This is a genomic window from Gordonia sp. 11cp, assembly GCF_057767225.1.
The window spans coordinates 176,111-189,570 of the sequence record NZ_JBYLSD010000002.1; the positions used below are offsets into that span (position 1 = coordinate 176,111).

General features: G+C 66.7%; 12 protein-coding genes. 8 read left to right on the plus strand and 4 right to left on the minus strand.

Annotated elements, in window-relative coordinates; genetic code table 11:
- The first annotated feature begins 20 nt into the window (after positions 1 to 20).
- Genes AC3B6C_RS25660 through AC3B6C_RS25670 form a run of 3 tightly spaced genes read left to right on the plus strand, consistent with a single transcriptional unit; the run spans position 21 to position 4,931 of the window.
- The gene (locus AC3B6C_RS25660; RefSeq protein WP_258325145.1) at positions 21 to 2,366 is read left to right on the plus strand and encodes a heavy metal translocating P-type ATPase; all 2,346 of its coding nucleotides are present in this window, start codon (positions 21 to 23) and stop codon (positions 2,364 to 2,366) included.
- The gene (locus AC3B6C_RS25665; protein WP_258325146.1) at positions 2,363 to 4,573 is read left to right on the plus strand and encodes a heavy metal translocating P-type ATPase; all 2,211 of its coding nucleotides are present in this window, start codon (positions 2,363 to 2,365) and stop codon (positions 4,571 to 4,573) included. The genes AC3B6C_RS25660 and AC3B6C_RS25665 overlap by 4 nt, the downstream gene beginning before the upstream one ends.
- Positions 4,574 to 4,607: 34 nt before the next feature.
- Positions 4,608 to 4,931, plus strand: coding sequence for a metal-sensitive transcriptional regulator (locus AC3B6C_RS25670; RefSeq protein WP_035755503.1), 324 nt, complete (start codon positions 4,608 to 4,610; stop codon positions 4,929 to 4,931).
- 51 nt (positions 4,932 to 4,982) lie between these two features.
- Here AC3B6C_RS25670 and AC3B6C_RS25675 read toward each other — a convergent pair whose 3' ends face one another.
- Positions 4,983 to 5,906, minus strand: a complete 924-nt coding sequence (locus tag AC3B6C_RS25675) for a M23 family metallopeptidase (protein WP_075862500.1) — start codon at positions 5,904 to 5,906, stop codon at positions 4,983 to 4,985.
- 282 nt (positions 5,907 to 6,188) lie between these two features.
- Here AC3B6C_RS25675 and AC3B6C_RS25680 point away from each other — a divergent pair, with 282 nt between their 5' ends.
- A complete protein-coding gene (locus AC3B6C_RS25680) occupies positions 6,189 to 6,857 on the plus strand; it encodes a DUF305 domain-containing protein (RefSeq protein WP_075862491.1) in 669 nt (222 codons plus the stop codon).
- Positions 6,858 to 6,914: 57 nt separating this feature from the next.
- On the opposite strand, the gene AC3B6C_RS25685 is transcribed toward AC3B6C_RS25680, so the two are convergent.
- Entirely contained in the window at positions 6,915 to 7,871 is a 957-nt protein-coding gene (locus AC3B6C_RS25685; RefSeq protein ID WP_075862490.1) for a M56 family metallopeptidase, read from the minus strand.
- Between the two features lie 491 nt (positions 7,872 to 8,362).
- On the opposite strand from AC3B6C_RS25685, the gene AC3B6C_RS25690 reads away from it, so the two are divergent.
- Positions 8,363 to 8,515 (plus strand): hypothetical protein, encoded by a 153-nt coding sequence (locus AC3B6C_RS25690; RefSeq protein ID WP_187346440.1) that lies wholly within the window; start codon positions 8,363 to 8,365, stop codon positions 8,513 to 8,515.
- A gap of 464 nt (positions 8,516 to 8,979) precedes the next feature.
- Here AC3B6C_RS25690 and AC3B6C_RS25695 read toward each other — a convergent pair whose 3' ends face one another.
- Positions 8,980 to 9,216 carry a helix-turn-helix domain-containing protein gene (locus AC3B6C_RS25695; RefSeq protein ID WP_084813133.1) on the minus strand — a complete coding sequence of 79 codons (237 nt, stop codon included), beginning with the start codon at positions 9,214 to 9,216 and terminating at the stop codon, positions 8,980 to 8,982.
- Positions 9,217 to 9,341: 125 nt separating this feature from the next.
- Positions 9,342 to 9,719, minus strand: a complete 378-nt coding sequence (locus AC3B6C_RS25700) for a hypothetical protein (protein ID WP_139319396.1) — start codon at positions 9,717 to 9,719, stop codon at positions 9,342 to 9,344.
- A gap of 105 nt (positions 9,720 to 9,824) precedes the next feature.
- On the opposite strand from AC3B6C_RS25700, the gene AC3B6C_RS25705 reads away from it, so the two are divergent.
- From AC3B6C_RS25705 to AC3B6C_RS25715, 3 genes are all read left to right on the plus strand, one after another.
- A complete protein-coding gene (locus AC3B6C_RS25705; RefSeq protein WP_187346441.1) occupies positions 9,825 to 11,594 on the plus strand; it encodes a DNA cytosine methyltransferase in 1,770 nt (589 codons plus the stop codon).
- A 125-nt stretch (positions 11,595 to 11,719) separates the two neighbouring features.
- Complete coding sequence (locus AC3B6C_RS25710; protein ID WP_075862488.1) at positions 11,720 to 12,388, plus strand: type IV toxin-antitoxin system AbiEi family antitoxin domain-containing protein; 669 nt, start codon at positions 11,720 to 11,722, stop codon at positions 12,386 to 12,388.
- Positions 12,388 to 13,431, plus strand: coding sequence for a nucleotidyl transferase AbiEii/AbiGii toxin family protein (locus AC3B6C_RS25715; RefSeq protein WP_075862487.1), 1,044 nt, complete (start codon positions 12,388 to 12,390; stop codon positions 13,429 to 13,431). The genes AC3B6C_RS25710 and AC3B6C_RS25715 overlap by 1 nt, the downstream gene beginning before the upstream one ends.
- The last annotated feature ends 29 nt before the right edge of the window (positions 13,432 to 13,460 follow it).

Below are 13,460 nucleotides of genomic sequence, written 5' to 3' on the forward strand. Positions count from 1 at the left end.
ACCCACGTCTTGGAGTCCTCATGACCACCACTTCCCCGTCCCGCTCGACCGGGTCTGACATCGAACTCGCCGTCAGCGGAATGACGTGCGCGTCGTGCGCGATGCGTATCGAGCGCAAACTCAACAAGCTCGACGGTGTCGTTGCCACAGTCAATTACGCCACCGAGAAGGCGCGTATCACCACCTCGGGTGATCTGGATCCGCAGCTGCTGATTACCGAGATCGAGAACGCCGGTTATCAGGCCACGCTTCCGCCGTCGGCGCAGACCGGTGACGATGCGAGCGCGGCGGCGACCGGTGAGGCCGCCGGGGACCTCGAGCTGCAGGCATTACGCACTCGTCTGATCGGCGCGGTGGTGTTGTCGGTACCGGTCATCGCGATGGCGATGATCCCGGCGCTGCAGTTCACCTATTGGCAGTGGGCCTCGTTGACCCTGGCCGCCCCGGTCATCGTGTGGGCGGCGTGGCCGTTTCACCGCGCGGCCTGGGTGAACCTGCGTCACGGCACCGCCACCATGGACACCCTGATCTCGGTGGGTACCGGTGCGGCGTTGCTGTGGTCGTTGTACGCCCTGTTCTTCGGTACCGCCGGCACACCCGGGATGACCCATGGCTTCAGTTTCACCGTGGCGCCCTCCGACGGAGCGGGCAACATCTACCTCGAGGTGGCCGCCGGGGTCACCATGTTCGTACTCGCGGGCCGCTACTTCGAGAAACGCTCCAAACGGCAGGCCGGTGCAGCGCTGCGGGCGCTGCTGGAACTCGGCGCCAAAGACGTCGCTGTCATCAAAGACGGCCACGAACAACGGATCCCGATCAACAAGTTGTCGGTCGGCGAGGAGTTCATCGTGCGGCCGGGAGAGAAGATCGCCACCGACGGTGAGATCGTGTCGGGCACCTCGGCGATCGACGCCAGCATGCTCACCGGCGAATCGCTGCCGGTCGAAGTCGGTCCGGGCGATACCGTCACCGGGGCAACGGTCAACGCCGGCGGGCGGCTGCGCATACGCGCCACCCGCATCGGTGCCGATACCCAGCTAGCCCAGATGGCCACCCTGGTTGAACACGCCCAGTCCGGCAAGGCCCACGCCCAGCGGCTGGCCGACCGCATCTCGAGCATCTTCGTGCCCGTGGTCATCGCCATCGCTGTCGCGGTCCTGGGCGCCTGGATCGGGGCGGGTTATCCAATCGAGGCAGCGTTCACTGCTGCGGTGGCCGTGCTGATCATCGCCTGCCCCTGCGCGCTGGGATTGGCCACTCCGACCGCCCTGCTGGTCGGTACCGGACGGGGAGCCCAGCTCGGCATCCTCATCAAGGGGCCGGAAGTCTTGGAGACCACCCGCACGATCGACACCGTGGTCCTGGACAAGACCGGCACCGTCACGACCGGTCAGATGACGTTGCTGCACGTGCACACCGATGCCAGCACCTCCGACCGCGAAGTACTCGCCCTCGCCGGTGCGCTCGAAGACGCCTCCGAGCATCCCATCGCCACTGCCATCGCCGGCGCGGCACGCGCCGAGCTCGGCGCCCTGGCCGAGGTCGAGGAATTCACCAACATCGAAGGTATGGGAGTGCAGGGCACCGTCGAGGGCCACGCAGTCCTCGTCGGACGCGACAGCCTGCTCACCGACTGGGGCCTGTCGCTGGACGATCCCGATCTGACAGCTGCCCGCGAGTCCGCCGAAGCTGCAGGACAAACCGCAGTGATGGTGGCCTGGGACGGCCAGATCCGTGCGGTGCTGGTCGTCGCCGACGCCATCAAACCCACCAGCGCCGCAGCCGTCGCCCGACTGAAGGCCATGGGGTTGACTCCGGTCCTACTCACCGGTGACAACCAGAAGGCCGCCGAACACGTCGCACGCGAGGTCGGCATCTCCACCGTGATCGCCGAAGTCCTACCCGCCGACAAAGTCCAGGCCGTCACCGCACTGCAGAACGACGGCAAAGTCGTGGCCATGGTCGGCGACGGGGTCAACGACGCCGCAGCGCTGGCCTCGGCCGACCTCGGCCTGGCCATGGGCACCGGCACCGACGTGGCCATGCAAGCCGCCGACATCACCCTGGTCCGCGGCGACCTCAACGCCGCCGCGGACGCGATCGCCCTGGCCCGCAAGACGCTGGCGACGATTAAGACCAACCTGTTCTGGGCCTTCGCCTACAACGTCGCCGCCATCCCCCTCGCCGCACTCGGGTTGCTCAACCCCATGCTCGCCGGCGCCGCGATGGCTTTCTCCAGCGTGTTCGTCGTCAGCAACAGCCTGCGGCTTCGTGCCTTCACCGCACGCACCACACCCGGTGACGAGAACCGCCCCTTCCACACACCCTCGACACATACCCCCCAGGGGTATAAGGTGGCGTCATGAACGAGCACACCTCTGCTGAACACGCCGGTCACACGGCCGCCGATCAGCACCACCACGGCCAGGTTGAGCACCACGAGGCGGTGCTCGATCACACCGGACACCACCACCCCGATTCCTCTGCCGGACAACGCCATAACGGTTCCGGCGACCACGCCGGCCACGACAGTCACAGTGGTCACGGCGGTCACGGGCACGGCGGGCATGGTGACCATGTGGGCCAGTTCCGGCAGTTGTTCTGGATCATGCTCGTCCTCGCGGTGCCGGTCGTCGCGTTCTCACCGATGTTTGCCATGCTCATCGGCTATCAGCTGCCCGATACCGTCGTGGTGCAATGGATTTCCCCGGTACTGGGCACGGTGATGTTCGCCTGGGGCGGGCGTCCGTTCCTGTCGGGGGCCGTGAGCGAGGTGCGCTCGCGCACACCGGGCATGATGTTGCTGATCGCTCTGGCGATCACGGTGGCCTTCGTCGCCTCGTGGGGAGCCAGTCTCGAGGTTGTGCACCATGAACTGGACTTCTGGTGGGAACTGGCCCTGCTGATTGTCATCATGCTGCTGGGGCATTGGATCGAGATGCGGTCGCTGGCCCAGACGACCTCGGCGCTGGACTCGTTGGCGGCACTGCTGCCTGATGAGGCCGAACGCGTCGACGGTGAACAGATCAGCATTGTGGCCCCGGCGCAGTTGCAGGTCGGGGATGTGGTGATCGTGCGCCCTGGTGCCAGCGTTCCCGCCGACGGCCTGGTCATCGACGGAACCGCCGAGGTCGACGAATCAATGGTGACCGGTGAATCGCGCACCGTCCGCCGTGGCGGGGGTGATCCGGTCGTCGCTGGAACGGTGGCCACCGATTCCGGTTTGCGCGTGCAAGTCACCGCGACCGGTGAGAACACCGCGCTGGCCGGTATCCAGCGGCTGGTCACCGACGCCCAGAATTCGTCGTCACGTGCGCAACGCCTCGCCGATTCCGCGGCCGCGCTGCTGTTTTGGTTCGCACTGACCGCTGCGGTTATCACCGCGATCGTGTGGACGGTGATCGGTCAACCCGATGACGCGGTCATCCGCACGATCACCGTGCTGGTCATCGCCTGCCCGCACGCGCTCGGCCTGGCTATACCGCTGGTGGTCGCCATCGCCACCGAACGCGCTGCCCGCGGGGGGGTGTTGATCAAAGACCGCCTCGCCCTGGAAGCTATGCGCACCGTGGACGCAGTGCTGTTCGACAAGACCGGAACCCTCACCAAGGGGGAACCGACTGTGATCGCCGTCGAGCCCGCCCCTGGTAGCGACGCCGTCGACGTGCTGGCCGCCGCTGCCGCCGCCGAAGCGGACAGCGAACACCCCCTGGCCCGGGCGATTGTCGCCGCCGCCCGAGACCGGGCCCAGCAGATCCCCTCGGCCACCGAGTTCACCTCCTCACCCGCGGTCGGGGTCAGCGCCCATGTCGAAGGGACGGTCGTGCGGGTCGGCGGGCCGCGCATGCTCGAGGAGCACCGCCGGCACGAACTCGCCATCGCCGAGCAGTGGCGCGCCGACGGGGCCATCATCTTGCACGTCGTGCGTGACGACGAGGTCGTCGGCGCGATCAAACTCGCCGACGAAGTACGTGCGGAGTCCCGCCAAGCCGTCGACGCCCTGCACCATGTGGGGGTGGCGGTAGTGATGATCACCGGTGATGCCGAAGCGGTCGCGCACAGCGTCGCCGCAGACCTCGGTATCGACCGGGTCTTCGCCGGGGTGCGCCCTGAGGACAAAGCCGACAAGGTCGCCGAGTTGCAGCGCGAGGGCCGCAAAGTCGCCATGGTCGGCGACGGCGTCAACGATGCCCCCGCACTCGCTCAAGCCGACGTCGGCATCGCCATCGGCGCGGGCACCGACGTCGCGATCGCCTCGGCCGGAGTCATCCTCGCCAGCGATGACCCGCGTTCGGTGCTCTCGGTGATCGAACTGTCCAAGGCCAGCTACCGCAAGATGAAGCAAAACCTTTGGTGGGCAGCGGGATACAACCTGATCTCGGTGCCTCTGGCTGCCGGGATCCTCGCCCCGATCGGATTCGTGCTGCCCATGTCGGTCGGTGCCATCCTGATGTCGGCGTCCACGGTGGTCGTGGCTCTCAACGCCCAACTCCTGCGCCGCCTGGACCTACGCCCGCAGACCAGCACCACCCACGCGCTGCACGACACCCGCACCACAGCCAGCACCGGGTAAGGAAACAGACCCTTGAAAAGGAGATGATTGTCCGATGACGACATCGTCCGCACCGGAGAACGAGTGCGCACACACCGCGCACGGCTACATCAGTGACAAAAGCCGCTACCTCGCGCGACTCAAACGCATCGAGGGCCAAGCCCGCGGAATCCACCGCATGGTCGATGAAGAGCAATACTGCATCGACATCCTCACCCAGATATCGGCGCTGACCAAGGCGCTCGAAGGTGTCGCGCTCGGCCTGCTCGACGACCACCTCAAACACTGCGTCCTCGACGCCGCCCAGGCCGGCGGCGCCACCGCCGAGGACAAGATCGCCGAAGCCTCCGCCGCCATCGCCCGACTCGTCCGTTCCTGATCCCCACCCGCACAACCGATCACGCCCGACCCTCGGTGCGGACGCATCCGCTCACGTCCGTGGCTGTCGCACCCACTGCGGCACCACCGGCCCGCCCGGGGCCGGGCGTTCGGCCTCGGCATCAACGGCCAGCACCACCCCACGCTCGGCCAGCCACTGTGCGGGATCGACATTCACACCGGCGGGATCGAGAACCTCGAAATGCAGGTGCGGGCCGGTCGACACACCGCGGTTGCCCACCGTGGCCACGATCTGGCCCATCCGGACCCGAGTGCCCTGCTCGAGCAGATTCTCATCGTTGTGGCCGTAGGTGGTGATCGTTCCGTCATCGTGGCGGATCCGCATCCACAAGCCGAAGCCTTGCGCTGGGCCTGCGGTGATGATCTCCCCATCAGCCACCGCGACAATCGGAGCACCCAGATCGTTGCCGATGTCGATGCCCTGATGGCCGCGCCCATCCCCGAACGTCGAGGTGATCGAGCCGGCAGTAGGCGCCACCGCGCCACCGCTCCCCGGCACCGCAGCACCCGGAGCCCCCGGTTGTGGTTGCGGCCCATGCGGGACGCTGGGATCGTGCGGCACCAACGCTGCCACCAACGTTGCCACCAGACGAGCCAGCGGCAACGCATCGATGATGCGAAAGCCACTGAGCGGATCGACCGTCGAGGAAAACGCGCCGAAACACTCCAACGCGGCCACACTGCCGCCGTCGCTGCTCCCGGACTGCGCATGACCGCGTAAACACGCCGACGCATGCTTGATCGGCTCACCCAAGCTTGCTGCCGCCGCACCGCCCAGCGCCGCCTTGACCGTGTCCTGCACGAGAACCACCAACTCCCGGGCGACATGGTCATCGGGTGCGGCCGCCGCGGGCAGCACCGGCGCCCACGCCACACCCACTGCCGTCGCCACCGCGACCACCATGAGCATCCACCGCCTGTTCACAGCTCCCGCGAACGAAGCCACCATGTGCATACCGTCGAACCCTTCTGACGTCGACGTCGACCACCACTCGGGCGGATCGATGCCGAAAGTCCACGCCGAGAGAGCGACGCCCAGCATCACACCACTCACACCACTAGTCCCACCAGTCACACAGGTTTCCACGACTTCAGCCGTGATTTTCGTCGCGAGACATGCTTCTCGCAGGTCAGTAGGGAAGAGGCGAGGGCCCGAACCGCACCGAACTACTATCGTGGCTAGTAGAATTGTTATCGAAGCGCCACCTTTGTGTGGCGTCTGAAACAAGGAGGACTGATGTCGACAAAGCGCGCGCGGATCATGATCGGGGCATCAGCGGCGGGCCTGCTGGTGTTGGCAGGCTGTTCCGACACCGAGGGGCAAGACCACTCCTCGATGACGGAAATGGTCACCACCACCTCGATAGCGGCACCATCGTCTGCGGCCGACATGGGTGAACACAACGCGGCCGACATGACCTTCGCCCAGGAGATGATTTCCCATCACGCACAAGCGATCACGATGAGCAACATCCTGCTCGATAAGAGCGACATCAGTCCCGAGGTCGTCCGACTGGCCCAGAAGATTAAAGCCGCCCAGCAGCCCGAGATCGACCAGATGAAGTCCTGGGTGACCACGTGGGGGGCTTCAATGAGCTCGAGCTCGCAGGGCCACGACATGGGTCAGATGAGTGCCGGGGAATCGATGTCGCCATCAATGGGCGGTCACGACATGCCCGGGATGATGACCGAACAGCAGCTCCAACAGCTGCGCGAGGCCCAGGGGACCGCGGCGGCTCGCCTCTACCTCACGCAGATGATCGAGCACCACCGCGGCGCCGTCGCCATGGCCAAGACCGAGATCCAGGACGGGAAGAACCCCGAAGCCATCGCACTGGCGCGAAAGATCATCTCCGACCAGGAATCAGAGATCGCCGAGATGCAGCGACTGCTAGCCGGCCTGTAAGTGGCCCAGCCGCACCCGCCCGACGGCCTCGAGCAGATGACACGCTCGCTATCACCATCACAGCAGGCAAGCTACCGCCACCAGCGCCGACACGGCGCCGGTGGCGGTGATGACGGTAGGTAGGACAACAACCCCTGCAACCGTGGCAGCGGCCTTTGCGTGGTGACCACGTGACACACATCGCCGACCGTCATATAGCCGGTGCAAACGCGGCGCCACACTCGCAAAGTCACTGATCGACAACGCCCCCGCCGGAGAATCCGACGACCCGGCCGATCGGGCCAGCGTTCCCAACGCCGAGCACACAGTCCGGGTGCCGACCTGTTCGGCCGCCCGTGCATCAGCGGCCTGCTCGACGAGTGTCGCCACCTCATCAGCACCGCGAGCGAACAGCGGAATGAACGGCAACGCTCGGCCCAGAACCCCAGCGAGCAACACGATCGCGTGATGCCGCTGGCGTCGGTGTGCGCGTTCGTGAGCCATCACAGCATTCAGTTCAGCGCCGGTCAGGACGTCCTGCAAGCCCGTCGTCGCAGCGATCCCCGCGTTGCGGCCCGGCAAACAGAATGCCATCGGCCGCTGATCTCTGAGCCACCACACATCAGGAAACCGATCACAACGTTGGCCAACCAGACGTAACGATTGCAGATAGTGATCGCGTGCCCGGCGCATTGCGACCGCAGCACGTGCCACCAGGGCCACCACCCAAACGACCGCCGCCACCGTGCTGGCCAGCACCGCTACCCCAGCCACGGTCTCCACCTGGGCCGGCGCGCCGTGAGACAACACACGCAGGCAGGAGGCCACCGCTGACAACTTATGCACGCCGAAGTGGTTCGGCACCACCAGCACCGACACCGCAGCGACCCATAACGCCGTGAACATCGCCTGGGCGGCCGGCCACGCCACCAACACCCACCGAGCGTCGATGCGTGGCTGGATACGCACCATCCACCGCGGCCACCACCAACCCAGCAGAGCCGCTGCAGCCACCAGCACCACCGCCATGCTCATCAGCGCCTACCCAGGCGCCGACGGTGTTCAACTCGCTGGGACCGTTTCTCCATCAATCCTTCTTCCCTCGCCACACGGCACAGCACCCAAGTATGACCAGAACATCCGCCTGCATGCCCCAGGAACTCGGCATCGCAACCCATAGAACGCTGCCTACTAATGGAGATAGTATTTAGAGTTGATGTGGACAGGGGTCATAGTGAACCTCGCCGACAAGGGAGTGTTTCGGTGGTCACAGGTTTTGAGCACGTCGATGATGAGCAGCGCCGGTACCGAAAGGCCATGCGAGACGTCCGGCGGGCGCCAACACCCCACTCAGCGCACACTTTCTTCGCCGAAGCACATGGCCTCTGCACGACCAACCGCCGACGGCACGTCACCGCTCATCTAGGCATGGCGCGCCAGCTGGCGAAGCTCGGCGACAATCGAGGATCGATACACCACACGGCCGCAGCGATTGGCGTTGCCGCCAGGATTCGAGCCTGCCCTAGGTGACATGGCCGGCCGATCGTGCATGGTGCGTCGTCGACCCGCACTTCGCCACCATCGGTGCCAGTGCCGCCGCAATCGCCGACATCCTTACCGACTCGAGCATCGATACCGTCGACGACGACCCAAGAGTCGATCCCCCGCGCTACCTCTGATGGCGGAGCGGCAGCACAGCGGATCACCAGCTACGACGTCATAAGGTAAATTGTCGGCGAATTGCGTTGTGTAGCAATATCTTCCGTCACCAGTGACGAAAGTGAACGGGAATCACGGGGCCGAACGCCCCGGCTGATGTACATTCGCAACAGCGAACCGGATCACATTGGTGGCTCTTAGAGCGCGCCGATGGTGATGTTGTTCGTTGCACGCCAACAGCTTTGGCTACTTGTGACTGCGTCTGACCGCAGCTGGCTCGCGCGCCGCGAACATGCTTGCCCAGTTGTCGACTACAGCAAAGATCCGGTTTGCTAATGTGGCGACGCGTTCTTCTGAGTTGCCACACTCAGCCGAAGGCCGTTTCTCACAGGATCGGAGGGGAGGGCGGTGAGACCCCCTACTGTGCAGCCCCTCTCCCCTCCGTCCTGGCTCCGAGGCCGCGTGTCACCCCATGCAGGGAAGGTCAGTGCCCGATCTGGTGTAGTAGCTGCGAGACCGGCATTTTCAGAGCTTTGGCGATACGTGCCAAGGTGATGATCGTCGCGCGGCGCGATCCGTCTTCCACTCCGCGCAGCATGTTGCGCTCGACGCCGGCCTCGAGACCCAGGGCCCGCTGACTGAGGCCCAGTTCCTCGCGGCGGGTCGTGATCGCTTCTCCGAGAGCGCGTAGCAACGCGGGTTCGTCGATGTCGACGGCCATGACGGCTCCTCCTCCCCCGTCGCCCGCCAGGTCGGCGGACGCACTCGGCGTGGCTGAGCCTACCGGCGAGGTCGCCGCATACGGCAGTGCGACGGCGGTGCGCCCGGTCGGCGCGGGACAGCTGCTCACTGCGCGGGTTTCACGATCGTCAGGGTCAGCTGGTCGTCGTCGATGTGCTCGTCGAACTCCTCGATGGCCAGCCAGTGGTCGCAGACGTACTGGTCGCGCTCGGAATCGTCCATCGCTGCCCACTGCTCGGGCAGCGGGCCGACGTAGCGCTGCACCCGGCGGACCAGATACGACCGCTCGACAACCTCGGTGCGCGCCAGCTCGGGCATCGCTTGCTCGACCAGCCCGACGAGGGCCGCGGCCGCGTCATGTTCAGCGTCGACACTGCCTGCGAGGTCGCAGGCTTGGCGCCACTGCTCGATGCTTGCGGCGATCGCTCGCGCATGACTACTCATCGGTGTTGCCGCGCAGTTGTTTTCGGTGGTCGTTGCCATGTGCTGCTCCTTCTTGCTCCGTGCCTTGATGGTTGCTTATAGGCTACCGCTAATGGTAGTCTATAGGCAACCACTAAGGATGGAATGAGCGAGGAAGCGACGATCATGGGGCACATCATCTCGAAGACAGCGGAACACCGTCCGGCGCTGCGCCGCAGACGATTCCGCCACGACAACCCGACCGCGCTGGACTTGTTCTCGGGATTCGGCGGATTCACCCAGGGCATCGAGGCCGCCGGATTCGACACCATCGTCGGGGCCAACCACAACCGCTACAAGGTCGAGGTACACGAGGCCAACCACCCGCACGTCGAGCACTGGATCGCCGATCTGATCAACACCGACTCCGACACCTACCACTCGGTGCGTGAACTCCCGGCGGCCGACCTGCTGGTCGCGGGGGTGACCTGCACCAACCACTCCCAGGCCAACACCCAACGTGCCTACGAACAGGGTCTGACGTTGTTCGACCTCGACGACCCCGAGTTCGAGGAACGCGCCACCCGGTCCGAGCGGGACCGCGCCACGGCCAACTGCGTGCTGCACTACGCCGATCAGCACCACCCGCTGCTGATCCTGGTCGAATGCACCACCGAGTTGCAGTCCTGGGGACCAGCGGTCCCCGGCCGACGCAAGGTCGGCGATGGCTCGACGTATCGGTGGTGGCTGCGCGAGATCACCAAGCTCGGCTACGAGCACAAGGTGCTCTACCTCAACTCGATGTTCTTCGGCGTCCCCCAGAGCCGGGACCGGCTCTACATCGTGTTCTGGGACCGCGCACTGCCCGCCCCCGACCTCGACCATCGCCCCCAGGCGTGGTGCGGCCCCTGCGATGAGGCCGTCGAGGCGATGTGGGCGTGGAAGACCGGCGTGCCCGCCAGCGGATCGGTGCGCTACGGCAAGCAGTACAACTACCGCTGCCCGCGCTGCTTCGGTGAGGTCTCCCCCACCACCACACCGTCGTTGACGGCCCTGGACCTCAGCCACCTGGGCACCCGCATCGGCGAGCGGACCAAACCGCTGGCCCCGGCGACCATGGCCCGCGCGGAGCGGTGCCGCCAGAAGTTCGCCGAGTTCCCCACTGTGCTGATGCCGGCCAAGGCCCAGCGCGGCGTGGAACGTCATCCGCTGCAACCGATGGCCACCCAGACCTCGCAGCAAGAGACCGCGCTGCTCAGTACTGGCGCCATCATGGTCGCGGCCGGAAACACCTTCGAGCGCCCCGGATCGCAGTGCCGGACCCGGACCCTGGGTCAACCGTTGTGGACCCAGCCCGCCACCAACACGACCGGCCTGCTCACTCCCCCGGTCGCCATGGCCATCAACAACTTCCAGGGCGCACCACGCGGCCTCGACGAGGCCCTGCCCACCCAGGGCGGCTCGGAAACGCTGAGCGTCGTGTCCTCGGGTGTGGTGCCCTTCCGCAAGCACACCACCCCGACCAGCCACGCCCAGGCCATGCCGACAGTCACCGCCGAACAGACCCCGGGCCTGCTCACCGCGACCGGCGACCCCGCCCTACTCGCAGGCTGGTTCAAACAGAACGGCAGCACCGGCACCGAGACCGCCGCGCACCCGCTCACCGACCCACTGGGCACCCTGACCAGCCGCGACACCACCGCCCTGCTGGCCTCCCACTGGCGCGACGCCCTCGCCGAGATCCCGCTCGATGAGTGCTTCTTCCGCATGATGACCCCGCACGAGGTCGGCCGCGGCTGCGGATTCGACCCCGACTTCGGCGACCACAAAGGCACCTTCACCGTGTGGGGCAAAGGCCGCGACCAGATCGACGGCTACGGCAACGCCGTCACCCCACCCGTGCCGCTGTGGATCGGCACCCGCCTACGCGAAGTCCTGCACCCCACCAGCGGATGACGGCGTCGACCGCCCCGGCACACCGTGACCCCTGTGCCGGGGCATCCGGCCCAGTCCGGACGGACGGGCCGCGCTCGGACAGCTCGGAAAGCCTCACCGATCACACCCGTTGCTATTATTGCTGCATGATCGACGCTGGCCGGTGGGGCGCGATCCGCGACCTGGCGGATCGCCAGTTCGGCCTGTTCACCGCCGCCCAAGCCCGCAACCTCGGCGTCGCGCCGTACGTCCTGGCTCGCCTCGCCGCGCGCGAGGCCATCGTTCGGGTCCACCACGGCGTCTACGAGCTCCCCGAGTCCTCGGCCTGGACGACCCTCGGTGACTGGGCGGCACAGTGGTTGGCGCTGCACCCGGCCGCCGACATCGAGGAACGACGAGCACGCCCCGACAGCGTCGTGAGCCACGCCGCCGCCGCCCAGGTCCTGCGCCTGGGCACGATCACCGCATCCGGGCTCGAGCTGAGCAGCCCACACCGCATCAACGTCCGCGACCCGTCGGTGCGCACCTGGCGCCGGCCGATCGGTGACCGCGGCCGCGACTGGGACCTCGTCGATGGGCTGCCGGTGACCACACCCGCGCGCACCATGGTCGACCTGCTCCTCACCCATGGCGACGGCGGACACCTCGGAACCGCGCTACACACCTGCCTGACCGAGTCGCTGGTCGACGCCGACGAGCTGATCGCAGCGTGCGACCGGGCCGCACCGCGCTGGAACTACGCCTCGGGTGCTGAGCTGTTCGCTTCGCTGCTCGATCAGGCCCAGATGCCGGCCGAACCGGTGCTGGTCGGCTGATGGCGTATGCGTCCGAGGAGGCCTTCCGCGCCGGGCTGAAAGCCCGCCTGTCCGCCGAAGCGCGGACGAGCAGGTTCAGTCGCGACGAGCTCGCTCAGACCGTGACCCTCCAGTTGTTCCTGGCCCGGCTGTTCCGCTCCCCCGACGCCGACCAGTGGATCCTCACCGGCGGCACCGCCCTGCAATTCCGGGCGCCGACCCAGGCCCGCCCCACCGCCGACGCCGATCTCGCCACCCGCCTCGACGCCGAACACATGCAGCACTCGCTGCGCCAGGCCGCCCACCCCGCACCGGGCGACTTCGGCGAGTTCGACATCACCATCACCGCGACCCGCAGCCCCGGCTTGTTCGCCGGACGTATCCGCTACAACATTGCCGGACAACGGTTCTCCGACGCCACGCTCGACCTTGCCACCCACCGGGAGATGCTGCTACCGCCCGAGACGATCAGCCCGCGCCCGGTGCTCGCGCTCGACGAACTCGACCCCATGCCCGTGATCCGGATGCAGGCCGCCGCCGAAGCGGTCGCCGACAAGGTCGCGGCCCTCTATGAGCTGCACGGACCTCACGGCGACAGCCCCTCGACCCGCGCCCACGATCTGGTCGACCTCGTCATCCTCGCCCGCACCCAGTCGTTCGATGCCGAGCAGCTGCGCGCCGCGATCCGCCACCAAGAACAGCGCCGCGACCTGACGGTTCCGGTCCCGTTGGTCCTGCCCAACCCGACCTGGGAACGTGACTACCCCCAACGCGCCGCGCACAGCGGCTTGCCGGCGCACCTGCACCAGGCCGACGCCGCGCTCGCGGCCGCCAACAGCCTCATCGAACCGATCCGGACGGACGCGACTGGGAACGGTCAGTGGAACCCCGACGACGGTGCGTGGACCTCGCAGAGAACGCGCTCGATCGGAGAACTGCTCGGCGACACCCGCGCCCCACGCTCGGCGCCGAGCACACCCGCACCCGAGACATCCAGTGGGACGTCGGCACCGAGGGTGGAACGTTGGGTGGAACGTTCCCGGGATCACGGACCCGAGCTTTAGATTTGACCAGCGCGCCCGGCGCAAAGCGG